The sequence below is a fragment of the Corynebacterium sp. genome (assembly GCF_012837295.1).
Lineage (GTDB): Bacteria > Actinomycetota > Actinomycetes > Mycobacteriales > Mycobacteriaceae > Corynebacterium.
This window is the reverse complement of the sequence record NZ_DURI01000092.1, coordinates 1-19,627: the sequence shown is the minus strand read 5'-3', so window position 1 is coordinate 19,627 and position 19,627 is coordinate 1. Positions and strand designations below refer to the sequence as shown.

The window sequence follows — 19,627 nt, the reverse complement described above, 5'->3', positions numbered from 1 at the left end:
CGGCGGCTTGGCGACGGCCCACGCGCTTGCGCAGCGGCGCGCCCGCGGCCATCGACCCCCACGTCAGCAGCGCGCCGCCGACGAGCACCACGAGACCGATGGGCACCGACACCGTGAGCAGGATGATGGAGGCGAAGATCAGCGACGCGACCTCGGCGACGGGCCGCAGCCCGACCATGACGGCGCGGGCCGTGTTCTGGGCGTCCGTCGTCGACACCGCCAGCAGCGCGCCCGGCGGACGGGTGCCGTTGGCGAAGCCGCGGCGGTCGACGATGCGGTCGGTCAGCTGCATGCGCAGCGTGTGCTCGACGGTGAGCATCGCGATGGTGCCCAGCCGGCCGCCGAAGCGCGCCGCGACATCGAGGACCAGGAAGACCGCGGCCAGCACCAGCATCCACGACCACAGGGCCGAGGAGTTGCCGTCGGCGATGGCGGTGTCGACCGTGCGGCCGGCGACCACGGGCACCAGGGCCTCGCAGATCTGGTGGACGATCATCAGCAGCATCGCCGGAATGGTCACCGGCTTGCGCGAGAACATCACGCGCAGCTGGTACTTCGCGGGTGAGGTCGTCGCGTCGAAGGCGGGCGGCGCAATCGGCGGCGGCGTGGCCGGGGCGGTGATCAGCGGCACGGGGACCTCCTGGTCGGGGCCGGGACGGGCGGGAAGCGAAGCCTTACCCTACTCCGTCGGGCCCGTCCGTTTCACGTGCGGTGCAGGTTACGGCCATCACCATCACGGCGCTAGAACTTTGGGTAGCCTTCCCTCATGTCAATTGTCTCGAGCACGCCCGACGAAGCCGCCACGGCACCGTTCCGGCTCTTCCGCACCACCGTCACCGGCATCGACCGTTCCCGCCCCAATCTCGTCCGAGTCACGTTCGGAGGCGAGTGCCTGAGCCGCTTCGGCCGCGGCGGCCTGGACCAGCGCATCAAGCTGTTCTTCCCCCGCACCGACGAGACCACCGGCGCAGCACGGCCCATCCCGGATCTCGGCCCCGATCTCTTCGACGCCGACGGCGCCGGCACCGACACCGCCTTCTCGCGGCTCCGTTCCCTTGCCGCCCACCCGGACGCCCCGCATGTGCGCACGTACACCGTCCGCAGGATCGACGCGGCGGGCACCGCCCTCGACGTCGACGTGGTCGCCCACGGGACGACGAGCCCGTCCGCGCGCTGGCTCGCCACCGTGCGCCCGGGAGACCACATGACCATCCTCGGCCCCGACGAGGCCTCCCCCGGCCGGCTCGCCGGCATCGAATGGCACCCGGGCAATGCGTCATCGATCCTCATGGCCGGCGATGAAACGGCGCTGCCCGCCATCGCCGGCATCGTCGAGCAGGGCGGGATCCCCGACGGCGCCGACGTCCGCATCGTCGTCGAGGCCCCCGACGTCCGCGACCTCGACGATCTCGTGGCACCGGACTCGTGGACCGTCAGGCGGATCGCCCGCCCGGAGGGCACCCCGCCCGGCTCATTGCTCGGCGACGCCGTACGCGAGCTCCTCGCGGACGAACCCGGGTTCCTGGGCGGGGCGACGGCGGAATCGGGCGGGCCGGCCGACCCCGCCGATGCGGCCGACGAGTCCGACCTCGTCTGGGGCCTCGCGGACACCCGCACCGACGGCGGCGGGTATGCGTGGCTGGCCGGGGAGGCCTCGGCCGTGACCGGGCTGCGCCGGCATCTCGTGCGCGAGCTCGGCGTGGACAAGTCCAGCGTGTCCTTCATGGGGTACTGGCGCATGGGCCGCGAAGGCGCCTGACGCGCCCCGCCACCTCAGACCGTGCCCCTGGCCACGATGAGGGGCGCGGTCCCGCCGCACGGGTCGTCCAGGACGTCGGCGCGCAGCCCGTAGGCCTCCGCCAGCAGCTCGGAGGTGATGGAGTCGCGGGGGCCGCCGTCGGCGAGGATCGCGCCGTCTTTCATCACCACGACGGCGTCGGAGTACGCCGCGGCCAGCGCCAGGTCGTGGAGGACCATGACCACGGTGCGCCCGTCGTCCGCCAGACCCCGGACCAGGTCCAGCATTTCGATCGCGTGGGCGGGGTCGAGGTAGGTCGTCGGCTCGTCGAGAAGCAGCACGGGGGTGTCCTGGGCGACGGCCATGGCCAGCCAAGCGCGCTGCCTCTGGCCGCCCGATAACGCGGCGAGGTCGCGGTCGACCAGCGCGGAAGTGCCGGTGCGTTCCAGCGCCCGCCCGACGACCTCCCTGTCGTGCGCCGAGGAACCCCGCCACCGCGGGCGATGCGGATGGCGGCCGCGGGCGACTAACTCGCCGACGGTCAGGCCCTCCGGCGCCATCGGATGCTGCGGGAGCACGGCCACGCGGCGCGCGGAGTCGCGGGCCGACAGCGAATGGACGTCGACGCCGCCGACCTCGACGCTGCCGGACCTCGGCGCGAGGAGCCGCGACATCGTGCGCAGCAGGGTCGACTTCCCGCAGCCGTTGGGGCCGAGCAACGTGGTCACGCGACCGGCCTCGGCCGTCAACGACGTGCCCCGGACGATGTCGGGCCCGTCGCCGTAGCCTGCGACGATGCCGCGGGCGGTGATGGTCATGCTCGCGTTCATGCGAACCTCCTCGCGGATGCGGATGTGAGAACGAGTGCGATCAGGGCGGGGCCGCCGACGATCGCGGTGATCAGGCCAACGGGGACGGTCACCGGCAGCGCCGTGGCCAGGACGGCGCACGAGGACAGCAGCGCCGCGCCCGCCGCGGCCGAAGCGACCGGCGGGGCGACCGGCGCACGGGCGACGAGCCGGGCCACCTGCGGTGCGACGAGAGCCACGAAGGCGATCGGGCCGACCACCGACACCGTCACCGCGACGAGGCCGGTCGCGGCGATGAGCAGCCTCGTCCGGACCCGGCCGACGTCGACCCCGAGCGCACGCGCCGAATCATCGTCGTGGGCGAGCAGCGGCAGTTCGCGCCACCCCCACGCGCCGAGGACGAGGAAGGGCACCGCGGCCGCCATCATCGGCGGCACCGCCTCCCACCGGACGAATCCCGTGGATCCCGCGAGCCACGTCTGGGCCTCGGCCGCCCGCGACAGATCGGCTCGGACCATGAGGTAGTGCACCGCGGCCTGGCACATCAGCGACAGCGCGAGGCCGACGAGGATCACCCGCCGGGAGGTGCCCAGCCCGCCGAAGGCGAAGAGCAGGGCCACGATGACGGCCGCGCCGACGATGGCCAGCGCGCAGCGCCACCAGAATGTCGGGACGTCCTCGGCGAAGGCCGGGCGGGCGAGGAGAGTGCCCAGGACCACGGCGACCGCCGCTCCTCCGGACACGCCGAGCACGTCCGGAGAGGCGATGGGATTGCGCGACGACGTCTGCGTCCACGCGCCGGCGACGCCCAGCGCCGCGCCGACGAAGGGGGTGGCCACGGCGACGGGCATGCGCAGATCCCACACGACGGTGATCTCGCGGCCCGCGCCGCCGCCGAAGAGCACCGACAGGACGGTCCCGGGCGCGATGGGCACGGGCCCCAGGCCCAGCAACAGGACGTAGGCGACTGCGGCGACCACCGCGAAGCCGGCGGCGGCGCGGGCGGCGGCGATGAACCGGCGGTCAACGGAGGGCACGGCGCTCCCCCTTCCGGACGGCGAAAATGAACAGCGGGGCGCCGACGAGGGCCAGCATGATCGACGCCTCGATCTCGCCCGGGCGGGCGAGCAGACGGCCCACGACGTCGGCGAAAACGGTCAGCGCCGCCCCCGCGCACGCCGAGGCGGGCAGCAGGCGCGTCAGCGCCGGGCCGGTGAGCGGCCTCATCAGATGCGGCGCGGCGAAACCGACGAACGCCACCGGGCCCACCGCCGCAGTCGCCGTGCCCGCGAGCAGGACGACGGACGCCAGCATGCCGGAGCGGACCGACGCGGGCGACGCCCCGAGCCCGGCCGCGGCATCGTCGCCCATCGCCAGCAGGTCCATCGACCGGGCCAGCGCCATTGCGAGCCCGCCGCCGGCGATCAGGCCCGTGGTGGCGAGCAGTACCTCGCCCATGCCGCGGCCGGACATCGACCCGACGGTCCACTGCCGCATCCCGTCGAGCACCGCGCCGGACTGCAGCGCCAGCAGCGTCGTCGCCGCGGTGAACGCGGCCGAGGCGCCGACGCCGACGAGGATGAGGGTCAGCGGGTCCGCCGATGTCCGGGACACCCAGAACACCACCACCGCCGCGATGGCCGCGCCGGCCAGAGCCAGCGGGACCTTCGCCGCGGTGCCGGCCATTCCGGCCGTCATCCCCGCGGCCACCGCGAAGCCCGCGCCGGAGGTGATGCCGATGATCCCGGGATCGGCCAGCGGATTGCGTGTCCACGACTGCGCGATCGCACCGGCCATCGCCAGAGCGGCCCCCGCGGCCATGCCCAGCAGCGTCCGGGGCACGCGCAACTCCCACACCACGTGGCCCAGGTCCCCCAAGGCGCCCCGTGCGGCGGCCGGGCCGTCGTAAAGCACCGCCAGCACGTCGGCCGGAGCCGACGGCCGGGCACCGATGAACACCGATGCCGCGGCGCACGCGACCAGGGCCACCGCCAGCGCGGCGGGCCAGGCGCGCCGCGACGCGATCACAGCTGCTCGGAGAACTTGTCGATCGCCCAGGGGATGGTCACCGGGTTAGGCATGCTCATGGCGTTGCCCGTGTCGGAATCGAGGAAGCGCACGCGCCCCTCCTTCACGATGTCCAGGCCCATGAACGTCGGATCCTTCTTCAGTGCTTCGGCGGCGCCCATGTAGTCCAGGACGAAGAGCACGTCGACGTCGCCCAGCTCCGCGTAGTTCTCCGGAGCGAAATCCTTGTAGAACGTGCCATCGTCGGTCTTCTGCAGCTCGTCCGGGATGGTGTACCCGAGATTCTCGATGAACTGGCCGCGGCCGTCACCGTCGGTGTACAGGCCGACCTTGCCGTCGTAGGGCATGACGATCGCCGCGGTCTGGCCGGCGGTGTCCGGATGCTCCTTCTTGAACTCGGCGAACTTGTCCTTGGTCTCCTCGATCAGCCGTTCGCCGTCCGCTTGCTTGCCGACGGCCCCCGCGATCGTGGTCACCTGCGAATCCCAGGGCACCTGCCAATCCGCATGGGCGTCGTCGTGCAGCGTGACCGGCGCGATGGCCTCCAGGTCCTTCTTCGCCTGCTCGTCGACCGCGTTGTTGACGGCGATGATCTGCGTCGGATCGGACGCCGCGATCTTTTCGACCGCCTCGGCGGTGAACCCGGTGCCGGTCCCGTACACGATGTCGGGCTTCGCGTCGCCCAGCAGCTCCTTCGACCAGGGGCCGACGCCCGACTCGTCGACGTCGCCCTCCGCGCCCCACGGCGCGACCAGAACGGGCTCGATGCCCAGCGCCAGCAGCGTATCGGCGTCGCCGAGGCCCACCGCGGCAATGCGCTCTCCCGATTCGGCGGGGCCCTCGGCGCCCGCGTCTCCCCTCGAGCAGCCCGTCAGCGCCAGCACCAGCGCCGTGGCCGCCGCGGCGGCCTTGATGATGCGCGCACGGCCCTTGTCGTCGTTCACGTTTCAGCTTCTCCCGTTGTTCGATCTCGCGGCGCTCCACCGCACGGGAGAACAGTAGCCAAGCCACCACTCAGATGGCAAGGGTCGCCTTACTTAGAGCGCGTCGGCTTTTCGAGCGCGCCGGCGGCATTCAGGGCCCCGCGCACTTCGGCGGTGATCGGCCCCAGCTGCTCCTCACGGGCGACCTTGTCCGCGGCGGTGGCGGTGACCATGTACAGCGACGCGAACGCGCCGAGCACCCACGACACCTTCACCAGCGCCCCCGGGATGTTCACCGGCCCGAGCTCGACGATCGCCGGCGGCTTCGACGTCCACGCGGTGATGGTCGCCTCGGGGATGGACACCAGGCCCAGGAACACGAAACCCGCGAACACGAGCACGCCGAAGAAGCTCGCCTGGGCCGCCACCGCCGCCGCGCGCCACACGGTCCACGCCACGCCGAGCTGCCACAGCTCCGCGTTGTAGAAGAAGAACAGGAACGCCACCAGCAGCAGCGGCAGGGTCCGCACCGCCCGCGACAGCGAGTCGGCGACTTCGCGCAGCGCCCGCATGAGCGTCCACGCCAGCAGCCTCCCCCACCCCAGGAAGACGAACGCGGCGACGAACACCACCGGAAGCACCGACACCCGGTCTACGAAATTGCCCGATCCGGGTGCCCCGATGGTCAGCAGCGTGGCGATTCCCGGCGACAGCACGGTCAACACGAGCACCACCGCCCAGCCGATCAGGTCGACGTCGAGGCCCTCATCGGCCGCGTCGATGAAGGCCTCCAGTTCCTCGGCGGAAAAGCCCTGAGCAACGCCGCCCGCCCGACCTGGAACACCGCCACCGCCGTCCACGCCGGGGCGCACCGCTGCAGCAGCCGGTGCGCCCGCACTCGGGCGGACAGGGCAGCCGGAAGCCCCGAGGCCCACAACCGCCGGATGACCTCTCGGTCCATCCGGGCGGTTTCTTTCACGGGCCCCGGGGCTGTGTCTGCGTCTCGCACGACGTATAGGTTACGCCATGCGAGCCGTTCGCCGGATCACTCGAACGCGGGCTAGTTGAGCACCAGCTGCAGCGCGCGGTTGGCGTCGATCTCGTCGACGATGGACTCGATCAAATCCTCCGGAACCTCCTGGGAGACGCGGAGGATGAGGATGGCGTTGTCGCCGTCGGCCTCCGGGGACAGCGCGGCGGCCTCGATGTTGATGCCGGCCTGGCCCAGCGCCACGCCGACCTTGCCCAGGGCGCCCGGCTGATCCTTGTAGGTCAGGAACAGGTTGCGGCCCTCGGAGCGCATGTCGACGCCGCGGCCGTTGATGCGCACGATCTTCTCCACGCGCTCCAGGCCGGTCAGGGCGCCGGTGATGGTCGAGGTGGTGCCGTCGGCGGCGATGACCTTGACCTCCAGCACGGAACGGTGCGAGACCGACTCCGGGGCGGTGGACACGGAGATCTCCACGCCGCGCTCCTCCGCGATGCGGGGCGCGTTGACGAAGGTGACCGGCTCCTCGATCATCGAGGAGAACAGGCCGCGGGCGGCGGCCAGGCCGAGCACGTCGACGTCCTCGGTGGACAGCTCGCCGCGCGCGGTGACCTCCACCGCGGTCGGCGCGCCCTCGAGCAGGCCGCCGGCGACGAGGCCGAGCTCGCGGGCCAGCTCCAGCCACAGGGCGACCTCTTCGCCCACGGCGCCGCCGGAGACGTTTACGGCGTCCGGCACGAAGTCGCCGGCCAGGGCCAGCAGGACGGACTTGGCGACGTCGATGCCCGCGCGATCCTGCGCCTCCTCGGTGGAGGCGCCCAGGTGCGGCGAGACGACGGTCTGCGGCAGCTTGAACAGGGGCGAGTCGGTGCACGGCTCGGAGGCGTAGACGTCGAAGCCCGCGCCTCGGATGTGGCCGGACTCGATGGCGTCGGCCAGCGCCTGCTCGTCGACGAGGCCGCCGCGGGCCGCGTTGATGATGATCTGGCCCTTCTTCGACTTCGCCAGGAGGTCGGCGTCGAACATGCCGGCCGTCTCCTTGGTCTTGGGCAGGTGGATGGTGACGAAGTCGGCGCGGGAGACGAGCTCTTCGAGATCGACGAGCTCGACGTTCATCTGGGCCGCGCGCGCCGGGTTGGCGTACGGGTCGTAGGCGATGATCGTGGTCTCGAACGCCGCGAGGCGCTGCGCGAACAGCTGGCCGATGTGGCCGAAGCCGACGATGCCGACGGTCTTGCCGAAGATCTCGACGCCCTTGAAGGACGAGCGCTTCCACTCGCCGTCGCGCAGGGTGGCGTCGGCGGCGGGAACCTGACGGGCGGTGGCCAGCAGCAGCGCGATGGCCTGCTCGCACGCGGAGTGGATGTTCGAGGTCGGGGCGTTGACGACCATGACGCCGCGCTCGGTGGCGGTGGCGATGTCGACGTTGTCCAGGCCCACGCCGGCGCGGCCGACGATCTTCAGGTTGGGGGCGGCCTCGAGGACTTCCTTGTCCACGGTGGTCGCGGAACGGACCAGCAGGGCGTCGGCGTCGACGACGGCGGCGAGGAGCTCCGGGCGGTTCGGGCCGTCGACCCAGCGCACCTCCACGGAATCTCCGAGCGCGTCCACGGTGGACTGCGCGAGCTTGTCGGCGATGAGGACGACCGGGCGAGCGTTCTGGCTCACGAGCAAACTCCTGATTATGTGCGTATGCGTCCGATCCGATCCGGCACGACCGCGCCCGATGGGATGGGCCCACGCCGGCTCGTTGGCGTGGGCCCGATCATCATATCCCCGGGTGTTCCCGGCGGGGGTGGCAGGCCCCGGTTCGCGGGGCCGGACAACGCCCGTTGGGGGCTACTGGTAGGTCACGATCCACGGACGGGGCTCGATGTCCATGGTCTGCTGCGGGGTGAACATCGGCTGGTCCTCGTCGATGAAGTTCTTCCACGCCATGAAGATCTCCGGCTGGAGATCCTGTCGCATGACGTTCCAGGTCTCGAACTTCTGCTCCGGGGTGCCGTGGCCGTCGGCGTGCAGCACGATGGCCAGCTCCGGGCGGGAGACGTCGATGGTCTCGCGGTCGCGCAGCATCTGCAGCTGGAACTGGTGCAGCATGAGCACCTTCTGCGGCAGGTTGTTCTCCGCGGTCAGATCCGCCAGGTAGTCGACGACGCGGTTGACTTCCTCGGCCTGCACGTGGCCGACGGCGACGTTCGGCAGGCCGTCCGGCGTCAGCTTCCACTCGGGGTCGAGGGCGAGGCCGACGTTCGGCTTCTTCAGCAGCTCCTCGTAGAACTTGGCCTGGTCGACGAAGTCCGCGCGGCCCGGCTGGATGTCGATGATGACGTAGCCGCCGGCCTCGGTCATCGCGTCGACGTACGGCATCAGCGTCTCGACGGGAGCCGGCTCGGTGTAGTCGCCGCGGGGCCCGGGGGAGGCCTGCGCGACCGACGCGATGATTTCGAAGGCCGGGATGACCTTGTCGCCGGTCAGACCCTGGTACTCGGCGACCAGCTCCTCGGCGTGGGCGACGGCCTCCTCCGGGGTCTCCTCGCCCATCACGCCCAGCACGGGGGCGCCCGGGTGGCCGTAGGTGGCGATCATGTGGCGGCCCGGGAACACCAGCTGGCCGCCGCCGGGCAGTTCCTCGATGTTCTCGTCGGAGGCGAGCTCCGCGGACTTGGCGAACTTCTCGTCGTCGCCGAAGACGTCGCCCAGGCCGATCAGGGCGCGGTCTCCGCGGGCGGCGTCGATGGACTCGGAGGTCGCGCGGGCGTCGCCGATGGGCAGCCACTTCACCTCGACGCCGGCGGCGCGGGCGGTGGCGATCGCGCCCAGCGGGCTGCCGGGGGCGGCGAACGCGATGGGGTCGTCGTCTCCGGTCTTCGCCTTCACCGGATCGGAGGCGGCGAGCGCGTCAGAGTCGTCGCCGGCGGCTGCGGCGTCGGAATCGCCCTCGGCGGCGGGGACGCTCGGCTCGGCGGCGTCCATCTCGGCGACCGCGCGGGTGGGCTCCTGCTCGTCGGCCGCCTCGGTGAACTCGGTGCCGGTGAGCTTCTTCAGGCCCTCCAGGTCCGCGGGGGCGGCCACGACGGTGCGCTCGCCTTCGGCCGCGACGTCGGCGTCGCCGACGGTGACGACGGTGGCGGCGCCCAGGCGCTTGAGCTCCTCCTCGACGGAGGAGGCGTCGGCCCCCTGCTGCACCAGCATCGGCGCGCCGGAGGACACCGCGATGCCGGCGGCGCGACGCTGCGAGGCCTCGTCCTCGGCGGACACGACGACGGCCTCCGCGGAGTCGAGCAGCGTCTGGGACGCCGCGAGCTCGTCGGCGACGGCGACCGGCTTCTCCGGCGCCTTGGCGGCCTTCGACGGGCCGTCGTCATCGGAGCAGGCGACGAGGCCGAACACGGTCGCGGCCCCGGCAACGAGGGCCAGGGACCGGCGGGCGCCCGAGCGAACGGGCGAGGGGCGGGCAGCGGACCAAACCAAGGCGGGCCTGCCTTTCAATGGGGGTGGCGGTTGTTTACCCGATCAGACTATCGGACGACGCGGTAAACACCCGTTAACGTCGCCCGCCCCTCCCCCATGACGGGCGACCCCGCCCCCGCTTTCCCGCGCGCGGGCGCTTGACGACGAAAACCTCCCCCGCACGCCGAGGTGCGGGGGAGGTCGGCCGTCGTAAAGCGAAACGCTCTTAGGCGGTGGCGTCCAGCGGGTTCTTGACCCAGGACATGAGGTCGCGCAGCTTGGAGCCGGTCTCCTCGATCTGGTGGTTCGCGTACTCGGCGCGCAGGCCCTCGAGCTCGGTGTTGCCGTTCTCGACGTTGGCGATGAGGCGCTTGGTGAAGGTGCCGTCCTGGATGTCCGTGAGGATGTCCTTCATGCGCTTCTTGGTGTCGGCGTCGATGACGCGCGGGCCGGACAGGTAGCCGCCGAACTCCGCGGTGTCGGACACCGAGTAGTTCATGTTGGCGATGCCGCCCTCGAACATGAGGTCAACGATGAGCTTCAGCTCGTGCAGGCACTCGAAGTAGGCCATCTCCGGCTCGTAGCCGGCCTCGACCAGCACCTCGAAACCGACCTTGACGAGCTCCTCGGTGCCGCCGCACAGCACGGCCTGCTCGCCGAACAGGTCGGTGACGGTCTCCGCCTCGAAGGTGGTCGGGATGACGCCGGCGCGGGCGCCGCCGATGGCCGCCGCGTAGGACAGGCAGAGGTCCTTGCCCTCGCCCTTCGGGTCCTGGTCCACGGCGATCAGGCAGGGCACGCCCTTGCCGTCGACGAACTGGCGGCGGACCAGGTGGCCCGGGCCCTTCGGGGCGACCATGCCCACGGTGACGTTCTCGGCCGGCTTGATCAGGTCGAAGTGGACGTTCAGGCCGTGGCCGAAGAGCAGCGCGTCGCCGTCCTTCAGGTTCGGCTCGATGTCCTCCGAGTAGACCTTCGCCTGGGTGGTGTCCGGCACCAGCACCATGATGACGTCCGCCCACGCGGCAGCATCGGCGTTGGACTTGACCTCGAAGCCGGCCTCCTTGGCCTTCTCCGCCGACTTCGAGCCCTCGCGCAGGCCGATGACGACCTCGACGCCCGAATCGCGCAGGTTCTGGGAGTGGGCGTGGCCCTGGGAGCCGTAACCCAGCACGGCGACCTTGCGGCCCTGGATGATCGACAGGTCGGCGTTGTCGTCGTACAGCAGTTCAATAGCCATGGAAGTGAGATTGCCTTTCGTGGAAATCTGGTGTTTTTCGCGTTCGGCGTCGACCGCCCGCGATCGCTCGGGGACAGTCTAGCCAGGGGATTGTTTCGGGGGTTACAGCGCCCGGGACGCCAGCATCGGCTTCGGGCCGCGGGCCACCGCGACGGTGCCGGACTGCACCAGCTCGCGGATGCCGAACGGCTCGAGGACCTCGAGCAGCGCGCGCAGCTTCGAGCGCTCGCCCGTGGCCTCGATGACCACGGACTCCTGCGCCACGTCGACGACGCGGGCGCGGAAGAGCTTCGCCGCGTCGACCACCTGGGGACGGTTGTTGTTGTCCGCCGTGACCTTGACCAGCAGCAGCGCGCGCGACACGAGCTGGTCATCCGGCTGGCGGACGACCTTGAGCACCGGCACCAGCTTGTTCAGCTGCTTGGTGATCTGCTCGATGGGCAGATCCTCCGTCTCAACCACGAGGGTGATGCGGTTGACGCCGTCGACCTCGGTGGTGCCCGAGGTGATGGACTGGATGCTGAACCCGCGGCGGGTGAACATGCCCGCGATGCGGACCAGGATGCCCGGCTCGTCGAGGGTCAGCACGGACAGGGTGTGCAGTTCGGCCATGATGAGCTTCACTTTCCTCTTCGTCTGGTTACCGGGTTACCGGGTCTGGGTGGTCGGGTGGTTGGCGTCGGGCGCCTTGGCGGCGTCCTCGGCGTTGTCGACGATCGTCTCGTGGATGTCCGCCGGGGACTCCCCCGCCGACATCTCTTCGTCGAAAAGCGGGCGCAGGCCGCGGGCCGACTCGATCTCGTCGTTGGACTTGCCGGCGGCGACCATCGGCCACACCTGCGCGTCCTCGCCGACGATGAAGTCGATGACCACCGGGCGGTCGTTGATTTCCCGGGCCTTCTCGATGGCCGGGATGACCTCCTCCTCCTTGGTCACGCGGATGGCCACGCAGCCCAGCCCCTCGGACAGGCGGACGAAGTCCGGCACGTAGGAGTTGTCCTCCGGGCGCAGCTTGGTGTTGGAGTAGCGCTGCTCGTAGAACAGCGTCTGCCACTGGCGCACCATGCCCAGGTTGCCGTTGTTGATCAGGGCGACCTTGATGGGGAAGTTCTCGATGGCCGAGGTGGTCAGCTCCTGGTTGGTCATCTGGAAGCAGCCGTCGCCGTCGATGGCCCAGACTTCCTTCTCCGGGGCCGCGGCCTTGGCGCCCATCGCGGCGGGGACCGCGTAGCCCATCGTGCCCAGGCCACCGGAGTTGAGCCAGGTGCGCGGGTTCTCGTACTGGATGAACTGCGCCGCCCACATCTGGTGCTGGCCGACGCCGGCGCAGTAGATGGCCTCCGGGCCGACGACGTCGGACAGGGTCTTCAGCACGAACTGCGGGGACAGCGCCCCGTCGGACTGCTCTTCCCAGCCGAGCGGGAAGTCGTCGCGCAGGCCGTTGAGCTCGCGGCGCCACGCGTCGATCGACGGGGCCTTCAGGTCCAGGGCGCGGTACGTCGCGGCCAGCGCGGAGAGCACCTCGCGGGCGTCTCCGACGATGGGCACGTGGGCCTCGCGGATCTTGCCGATCTCCGCCGGGTCGATGTCGGCGTGGATGACCTTCGCCAGCGGGGCGAAGGTGGACAGCTGGCCGGTGACGCGGTCGTCGAAGCGGGCGCCGATGGTGATCAGCAGGTCCGCCTTCTGCAGCGCGGCGACGGCCGAGACCTTGCCGTGCATGCCGGGCATGCCCATGTGCAGCTCGTGGGCGTCCGGGAACGCGCCGCGGGCCATGAGGGTGGTGACGACCGGCACGCCGGTCATCTCGGCGAAGGCGATGAGCTCCGCCGAGGCGTCGGCCTTGATCACGCCGCCGCCGACGTAGAGCACCGGGCGCTCGGCCGCGGCGATCATGCGCACGGCCTCCTCGATCTGGCGGGAGTGCGGGGTGGTCACCGGGCGGTAGCCGGGCAGGTCCACCTCCGGCGGCCAGACGAAGTCGATCTCGGTGTTCTGCAGGTCCTTCGGCACGTCGACCAGGACGGCGCCCGGGCGGCCGGTGGAGGCGAGGTGGAACGCCTCGGCGATGGCCTTCGGGATGTCGTTGGCGTCGGTGACCATGAAGTTGTGCTTGGTCACGGGCATGGTCACGCCACGGATGTCGGCCTCCTGGAAGGCGTCGGAGCCCAGCAGGGGCATGCCGACCTGGCCGGTGATGGCCACGACGGGCACGGAGTCCATCTGGGCGTCGGCCAGCGGGGTGACCAGGTTGGTGGCGCCGGGGCCCGAGGTGGCGATGCACACGCCGACCTTGCCTGAGACCTGCGCGTAGCCGGTGGCGGCGTGGCCGGCTCCCTGCTCGTGGCGGACCAGCACGTGGCGGATCTTCTCGGAGTCGTAGAGCGGATCGTACAGGGGAAGGATCGCGCCGCCCGGGATGCCGAATACGACGTCCGCGCCAAGTTCCTCGAGGGACCGGACGATGGCCTTCGCGCCGGTGATGCGCTCGGTCGTCGTGCGCCGCGACTGGGCGGCCACGGTGGCGGGCGAGGGACTGTTCTGTGGGGCGGCGTTCATTCCGGTGCGCTCCTGGAGTCGGGTACGGGCGGGTCCGAGCACGATGGACCGGCGCGACGCCCGAGGCGGGATTCACCGCCGGCCCATGTCGACTACGAGGATAGCGTCCACATAGTGGACAGTCAATCTCACATAGTTGGACGGCGCGGCGCCGGAACGTCGGGCTCTCCCCCGAATTATCCCCCGCACCTCAGCGTCCTCTTAGCCTCCGAACCTACCGTGGCGCCCATGGACTTTCTTCTATATCTATTGCAGCGCTCGTGGGGGTGGATCGCCACGAACGGGCTGTCCATCGCGGCGCTGCTCATCTTGATCGTCCTCGTCCCGAGGATCCGGCGGTTCGTCATCGCGGTCGCCACCTCGAACATGGCCGACGGCGAGGAATCGACGAAGGGGCGCCGCGCGCTGATCGGCGCCGTCGTCTACATCGTGGAGATGATCGCCTACTTCGTCATCGGCCTCGCGCTGCTCAACAAGTTCGGCATTTCGCTGACTGCGGCCGCGATCCCGGCGACGGTGGTCTCCGCGGCCATCGGCTTCGGCGCGCAGGGCGTCATCGGCGATCTCATCGGCGGCGTCTTCATCATCGCCGAGAAGCAGTACGGCATCGGCGACTGGGTCGAATTCCACTCCCCCTCCGGCACGGTGCAGGGCGACGTGGTCAACATGACGTTGCGCGCGACGACGATCCGCACGCTCAACGGCGAGGAGGTCGTCGTCCCGAACTCCCAGGCCCGCATGTGCGTGAACTATTCCTCGCAGTGGTCGCGCGCGGTCATCGAGGTCCCGGTGCCCATGACGGCGGGCGGTTCGGTCCGCGATCTGGAAGAGCGCACGCTCGAGGCCGCCCAGCGCGCCATCGCCGCCGAGGGCGTGCGCGAACACGTGCTGTCGGAGATCCGCATCCAGTCCTCGACGGAGCTCGTCGCCCCGACGACGATGGGCCTGCCGTGGACCGTCACCATGCGCCTGATCGCGGATTGCGAGCCGGGCGACCAGTGGCTCATCGAGCGCGCGGTGCGCGCGGAGATCATCGACACGTGGTGGGACGACTACGGCGAGAAGGCGGAGGCCAACCCGCTCAAGTCCGCCGAGGCGCTCACCGCCCAGCTCGGCGCCATCCCCGCGGCGCTGGAAGGCCGCATCCGCCAGTCCCCCGTCACCCGCCCCGACGCCGTCGGCGACGACGCGTCGACCACCTTCTCCGACACCCCCGCCACGGTGTTGGGCTCCGACCGTGGCGCGGGCCCCACCGAGGGGCCGGCCCGCCGCGGCGAGGGTTCGCTCGAGGTGGAGCAGGCGAATGCGGCCAAGGCCGCGCAGGCATCCTCGGGGACGCTTGACGACGACGATGATCGCCGCCGCAGCGACCTCCCCTCCGTGGGCGCCGCGCTCGACGAGAAGCGCCGGCGAGTGGAAGGCGCGGAGGACGAAAACGCGGACGGGGACGCGCTCGCCGAAACGAAGGTCGCCGATACGGTCGCCGCCTCCCCCGAGCAGAAGGTCTCCAAGCGCCAGCGCGTGCGCCGGGTGCTGTCGGCCGGCGGCCGCGCGCGCCCGTCGACCGTCGTGATGATCGTCGCCCTCATGATCCTGGGCATGCTCAACCTGGCCACGGTGGAGCCCGGCGAGGGCGAGGAGGGCGTCGCCGGTTGGTTGGCGCCGAGCCGATTCACGGGCGACGATTCCGACGCGGACGAGACGGCCGGGGATGCCACCGGCGAGGGCGCGGCCGGAGAAGGGCCCGGAGCGGATCGCGCGACGACGGCGCCGACGACCCCGGCCGAGGCTCCGCTACAGCAGGACGGCGGCCGCACCGACCAGGGCACCGGCTCCGGAACGGGAACCGATTCCGGCACCGGCACCGGAAACACCGGAAATTCCGGCAACACCGGTTCGGGCACCGGCACCGGGACGGACTCCGGAACGGGCACGGGCACGGGAACGGGCGCTGGTGCCGACACGGGTGCGGGAACCGGGACGGACTCGGGCACCGGAGACGCGACGACGAACTAGGGGCCATGCCGAGTGCCCGGCGCACACCCCGGCCCCCTACAATGTCCCCCCATGAGCACCGATCGGTCCAGCACGCTGCCCACCACCCGTTTCCGCCCGCAGAAGACGCACTTCCTGGCGGTCATCTTCCTGGTGTTCCTGGCGATCGTGGGCATGGGCTTTTCGCTGTGGCTGACCCCGCTGCTGTTGTTCCCGCTGATTTACGGACTGTGGATCATGCGGGTCCGCACCACCGTCAGCTCCCGCGGCATCACCGCGGTCTACCTGGCCGGCGGCCGCCGATCGCTGCCGTGGAATCGCTTCCGCGGCATCCTCTTCGACAAGCGGGGCCGTGCCTTCGCGGTGGGCCGTTCGAAGGAGGACTCGGAGGACGATGACGTCCGTTTCGCGCTTCCCGCCATCTCCTTCAATTCCCTGCCGGCGCTGAGCGAGGCCACCGAGGGCCGCATCCCCGACCCCGTCACCCCGGCCCGTCTGGCCGACGACGACAAGATCGAGATCTTCGACCGCGAGGGCAACTCCGTGAAGATGTCGAAGGCGGAGTACGCGGAGCACGAGGCCAAGCACTCCAACGACATCGACGCCGACGCCGACGCCGGAGCCGACGAGCCCCGCCGCTCCTGATCCGCGCGGCCGTCGCGAAGCAATCCCCCGCAATCGCGCATCCCATTGGCGCAATGTCCACATAGTGGACACGCAAGCCCGCCCGATGGGACGCGAAAGGTTGCGGGGGTTTATGATGGGGGGACATCGCCGCCAACCAGAGAGGAATGGGGCAGCCATGATCCCCCTTCGTTCCAAGGTCACCACCGCCGGCCGCAACGCCGCGGGCGCCCGCTCGCTGTGGCGCGCCACCGGCATGACCGACAGCGACTTCGGCAAGCCGATCATCGCCATCGCGAACTCGTACACCCAGTTCGTGCCGGGCCACGTGCACCTCAAGGACGTCGGCGACATCGTCGCGGAGGCCGTCACGGCCGCCGGCGGCGTCGCGCGCGAGTTCAACACCATCGCCGTCGACGACGGCATCGCCATGGGCCACGACGGCATGCTGTACTCGCTGCCGTCCCGCGAGATCATCGCCGACTCCGTCGAGTACATGGTCAACGCCCACACCGCCGACGCCCTGGTGTGCATCTCCAACTGCGACAAGATCACCCCGGGCATGCTCAACGCGGCGCTGCGCCTGAACATCCCCGTCGTGTTCGTTTCCGGCGGCCCCATGGAGTCCGGCTTCTCGGTGGTCGTCGACGGCGTCGTCAAGCCCGGTTCGGACCTGATCTCCGCGATCTCGGCGTCGGCCGACGACAAGGTCGACGACGAGCAGCTGCTCGACATCGAGCGTTCCGCCTGCCCGACCTGCGGTTCCTGCTCCGGCATGTTCACCGCCAATTCGATGAACTGCCTGACCGAGGCCCTCGGCCTGTCGCTGCCGGGCAACGGTTCGACGCTGGCCACCCAGGTCGCCCGCCGCGACCTGTTCACCAAGGCCGGCGAGCTGATCGTCGACCTGGCCAACCGCTACTACCGCGACGGCGACGAGACGGTGCTGCCGCGCAACATCGCCAACCGCGACGCGTTCGTCAACGCCATGACCCTCGACGTGGCCATGGGCGGTTCCACCAACACGGTGCTGCACATCCTCGCCGCCGCCCAGGAGGGCGAGATCGACTTCGACCTCGCCGACATCGACGAGATCTCCCGCAACGTGCCGTGCCTGTCGAAGGTCGCGCCGAACTCGGATTACTACATGGAGCACGTGCACCGCGCCGGCGGCATCCCCGCCATCATGGGCGAGCTGCGCCGCGGCGGCCTGCTCAACATGGACGCCAACTCGGTCCACGCCCCGTCGCTGGCCGAGCAGCTCGACGACTGGGACATCCGCGGCGGCAAGGCCACCGACGAGGCCATCGAGCTGTTCCACGCCGCGCCCGGCGGCGTGCGCACCACGGAGCCGTTCTCCACGGACAACCGCTGGGAGTCCCTCGACGTCGACGCCGAGAACGGTTGCATCCACTCGGTGGAGCACGCGCACACCAAGGAGGGCGGCCTGTGCGTCCTGCGCGGCAACATCGCCCGCGACGGCGCCGTGCTCAAGACCGCCGGCATCACCGAGGATCAGTTCCACTTCGAGGGCGTCGCCCGCGTCGTGGAGAGCCAGGAGGAGGCGGTGTCGGTGATCCTCACCCGCACGCTCCAGCCCGGCGAGGTCCTGTTCGTGCTGTACGAGGGCCCCTCGGGCGGCCCGGGCATGCAGGAGATGCTGCACCCGACGGCGTTCATCAAGGGCGCCGGCCTGGGCAAGAAGTGCGCCCTGGTCACCGACGGCCGCTTCTCCGGCGGTTCCTCGGGCCTGTCCATCGGCCACGTCTCCCCCGAGGCCGCGGCCGGCGGCGACATCGCCCTGGTCCGCGACGGTGACCCGGTGTACATCGACGTCTCCGAGCGCCGCCTGGAGATCCAGGTCGACGACGCCGAGCTGGCCCGCCGCCGCGAGGAGGAGCTCGCCCGCGACAAGCCCTTCACCCCGCACAAGGAGCGCCCGCGCAAGGTGACCAAGGCCCTGCGCGCATACGCCAAGATGGCCTCCAGCGCCGACAAGGGTGCCGTGCGCATCGTCGATTAATCGGCCCTGCACGACGAAAGCCACCCCTCGTTTCGAGGGGTGGCTTTTTCGCTTGACGACGGCCAGCGTGGCCCGTTGTCACCGTCGCCCGCGGCGGCTCCGCATGCCCTGGCCCGCGGCGGCCGCGATGCCGCCGACAACGATCAGGCCGAGCATCATGCCGATGCCCACGAACAGCAGCGTGACCAGGGAGTCCTCGAGATTCCCGGCCCTGACCACGCCCACGGCCCACAACCCCGTCGCCGTGACGGATGCAGTGATGGCCGCGGCGATGGTGGCCTGGAAGCCACGTCCCAGGCCAACCGAGATGACCGCCGCGGCCTGCTCGCGCCTGCGGCCGTCGCGGTCGTTGAACTCGTTGGGCTCCATGCCCCCTTTGTGCGGGAGGGCACGGCGAAGGGCCCTCCCCGCGAGCTCGTCGTCAAGCGGGAAGGGCCCTGTCGGGGCGGCGCCGGATCAGGCGGTGGCGCCGGTCGTCGTGTCCACGAAGGGCAGCTGGCCGGAGACCAGGTACCAGAGACCGACGGCCGCGGCGATGGCCAGGATGCAGAAGATCCAGGAGCTCGCCAGCGGGCGTCGCGCCCAGCCGCGGCTGAAGTCGATGCCGTAGCGGCCGGGGCCGGTGAACTGCAGCGCCAGGGCGGCCGCGGTCAGCGCCAGGTGCAGGCGCACGGGCTCGGCGCCGGCGGCCAGGACGTTCCAGCCGGAGTCGCCGACGGCGACCTCGAACATGGTGAGGAACGCGGAAATCGCCAGTGCGAGGGCGGCGCCGAGGGGCGTCGCCAAGCCGAGGACCAGCAGACCGCCCGCGATGACCTGCACAGTCGGGATGGCCACCGCGATGATGCCCGCGAAGTTGTAGCCGTTGTCCGCGAACTGCGCCTCCAGCGCGCCGATGCCCGGGGCGCCGCCGAACTGGAAGAACGTGGCCAGGCCGAGCATCAGCAGCATGCCGCCGACTCCGAGGCGCAGCAGCAGCAGGCCGAAGTCGAGGGTGCCGCGTCGGGGGTCGAGGGCGCGGCCGTCCTCGTCTTCGTCGCGGAAATCGCGGTCGTCGGCATCGGCAACGGTCGCCGCACCCGCCGTGCCGACCACGGGGGCGGCCGTGGTGCCGTCCGCGTAGGTGCCGTCGTCGAGGAGGGCATCGTCGTGGCGGTCCGTGCGGACGGTGAGGTCGGTGCGGTCGGCGTCTGCCCCGGCGTCCGCGTCCCGGTCGTATCCGGTCGCCGCCGGCGCGATCTGCGTCG

The 19,627-nt window shown here is 70.9% G+C and carries 17 protein-coding genes; 4 read left to right on the top strand and 13 right to left on the bottom strand.

Features of this window, described 5'->3' with window-relative positions; translation table 11 throughout:
- A partial coding sequence (locus tag GX015_RS03055) for an ABC transporter transmembrane domain-containing protein (RefSeq protein ID WP_291342713.1) occupies positions 1–631 on the bottom strand: 631 nt, incomplete at its 3' end.
- A gap of 135 nt (positions 632–766) precedes the next feature.
- Here GX015_RS03055 and GX015_RS03050 point away from each other — a divergent pair.
- Positions 767–1,759: a siderophore-interacting protein gene (locus GX015_RS03050; protein WP_291342711.1), complete on the top strand. Its 993-nt coding sequence runs from the start codon at positions 767–769 to the stop codon at positions 1,757–1,759.
- 14 nt (positions 1,760–1,773) lie between these two features.
- On the opposite strand, the gene GX015_RS03045 is transcribed toward GX015_RS03050, so the two are convergent.
- The 10 genes from GX015_RS03045 to GX015_RS03000 form a co-directional block, all read right to left on the bottom strand.
- On the bottom strand, positions 1,774–2,568 hold the full coding sequence (locus GX015_RS03045; RefSeq protein WP_291342709.1) for an ABC transporter ATP-binding protein: 795 nt from the start codon (positions 2,566–2,568) through the stop codon (positions 1,774–1,776).
- Positions 2,565–3,584, bottom strand: a complete 1,020-nt coding sequence (locus GX015_RS03040; RefSeq protein WP_291342707.1) for an iron ABC transporter permease — start codon at positions 3,582–3,584, stop codon at positions 2,565–2,567. The genes GX015_RS03045 and GX015_RS03040 overlap by 4 nt, the downstream gene beginning before the upstream one ends.
- Positions 3,571–4,575, bottom strand: a complete 1,005-nt coding sequence (locus tag GX015_RS03035) for an iron ABC transporter permease (protein WP_366926223.1) — start codon at positions 4,573–4,575, stop codon at positions 3,571–3,573. The genes GX015_RS03040 and GX015_RS03035 overlap by 14 nt, the downstream gene beginning before the upstream one ends.
- Entirely contained in the window at positions 4,572–5,492 is a 921-nt protein-coding gene (locus tag GX015_RS03030; RefSeq protein WP_291342715.1) for an ABC transporter substrate-binding protein, read from the bottom strand. The genes GX015_RS03035 and GX015_RS03030 overlap by 4 nt, the downstream gene beginning before the upstream one ends.
- A gap of 116 nt (positions 5,493–5,608) precedes the next feature.
- Complete coding sequence (locus GX015_RS03025; RefSeq protein ID WP_291342705.1) at positions 5,609–6,370, bottom strand: hypothetical protein; 762 nt, start codon at positions 6,368–6,370, stop codon at positions 5,609–5,611.
- A gap of 188 nt (positions 6,371–6,558) precedes the next feature.
- Entirely contained in the window at positions 6,559–8,154 is a 1,596-nt protein-coding gene (gene serA / locus GX015_RS03020) for a phosphoglycerate dehydrogenase (protein ID WP_291342703.1), read from the bottom strand.
- A 171-nt stretch (positions 8,155–8,325) separates the two neighbouring features.
- A complete protein-coding gene (locus GX015_RS03015) occupies positions 8,326–9,879 on the bottom strand; it encodes a hypothetical protein (RefSeq protein ID WP_291342701.1) in 1,554 nt (517 codons plus the stop codon).
- Positions 9,880–10,165: 286 nt separating this feature from the next.
- Positions 10,166–11,179, bottom strand: a complete 1,014-nt coding sequence (ilvC, locus tag GX015_RS03010; protein ID WP_120982985.1) for a ketol-acid reductoisomerase — start codon at positions 11,177–11,179, stop codon at positions 10,166–10,168.
- A 102-nt stretch (positions 11,180–11,281) separates the two neighbouring features.
- Positions 11,282–11,791, bottom strand: a complete 510-nt coding sequence (gene ilvN / locus GX015_RS03005; protein WP_102212080.1) for an acetolactate synthase small subunit — start codon at positions 11,789–11,791, stop codon at positions 11,282–11,284.
- A gap of 36 nt (positions 11,792–11,827) precedes the next feature.
- A complete protein-coding gene (locus tag GX015_RS03000) occupies positions 11,828–13,738 on the bottom strand; it encodes an acetolactate synthase large subunit (RefSeq protein ID WP_291342698.1) in 1,911 nt (636 codons plus the stop codon).
- Between the two features lie 228 nt (positions 13,739–13,966).
- On the opposite strand from GX015_RS03000, the gene GX015_RS02995 reads away from it, so the two are divergent.
- From GX015_RS02995 to ilvD, 3 genes are all read left to right on the top strand, one after another.
- A complete protein-coding gene (locus GX015_RS02995; protein WP_291342697.1) occupies positions 13,967–15,754 on the top strand; it encodes a mechanosensitive ion channel family protein in 1,788 nt (595 codons plus the stop codon).
- Between the two features lie 51 nt (positions 15,755–15,805).
- Positions 15,806–16,378 carry a PH domain-containing protein gene (locus GX015_RS02990; protein ID WP_291342695.1) on the top strand — a complete coding sequence of 191 codons (573 nt, stop codon included), beginning with the start codon at positions 15,806–15,808 and terminating at the stop codon, positions 16,376–16,378.
- A 157-nt stretch (positions 16,379–16,535) separates the two neighbouring features.
- Positions 16,536–18,380, top strand: coding sequence for a dihydroxy-acid dehydratase (ilvD, locus tag GX015_RS02985; protein ID WP_291342694.1), 1,845 nt, complete (start codon positions 16,536–16,538; stop codon positions 18,378–18,380).
- Positions 18,381–18,458: 78 nt separating this feature from the next.
- Here the strand turns inward: ilvD and GX015_RS02980 are convergent, their stop codons facing one another.
- On the bottom strand, positions 18,459–18,749 hold the full coding sequence (locus tag GX015_RS02980) for a hypothetical protein (protein WP_046650514.1): 291 nt from the start codon (positions 18,747–18,749) through the stop codon (positions 18,459–18,461).
- A gap of 87 nt (positions 18,750–18,836) precedes the next feature.
- Positions 18,837–19,627: DoxX family protein (locus tag GX015_RS02975; RefSeq protein WP_291342692.1), on the bottom strand; the 791-nt coding region annotated here is incomplete at its 5' end.

Bases quoted from the DNA above. Each gene is read 5' to 3' on its own strand.
- GX015_RS03050 (WP_291342711.1), top strand. From the start codon at position 767: ATGTCAATTGTCTCGAGCACGCCCGACGAAGCCGCCACGGCACCGTTC.
- GX015_RS03045 (WP_291342709.1), bottom strand. From the start codon at position 2,568: ATGAACGCGAGCATGACCATCACCGCCCGCGGCATCGTCGCAGGCTAC.
- ilvC (WP_120982985.1), bottom strand. From the start codon at position 11,179: ATGGCTATTGAACTGCTGTACGACGACAACGCCGACCTGTCGATCATC.
- ilvN (WP_102212080.1), bottom strand. From the start codon at position 11,791: ATGGCCGAACTGCACACCCTGTCCGTGCTGACCCTCGACGAGCCGGGC.
- GX015_RS03000 (WP_291342698.1), bottom strand. From the start codon at position 13,738: ATGAACGCCGCCCCACAGAACAGTCCCTCGCCCGCCACCGTGGCCGCC.
- GX015_RS02995 (WP_291342697.1), top strand. From the start codon at position 13,967: ATGGACTTTCTTCTATATCTATTGCAGCGCTCGTGGGGGTGGATCGCC.
- GX015_RS02990 (WP_291342695.1), top strand. From the start codon at position 15,806: ATGAGCACCGATCGGTCCAGCACGCTGCCCACCACCCGTTTCCGCCCG.
- ilvD (WP_291342694.1), top strand. From the start codon at position 16,536: ATGATCCCCCTTCGTTCCAAGGTCACCACCGCCGGCCGCAACGCCGCG.
- GX015_RS02980 (WP_046650514.1), bottom strand. From the start codon at position 18,749: ATGGAGCCCAACGAGTTCAACGACCGCGACGGCCGCAGGCGCGAGCAG.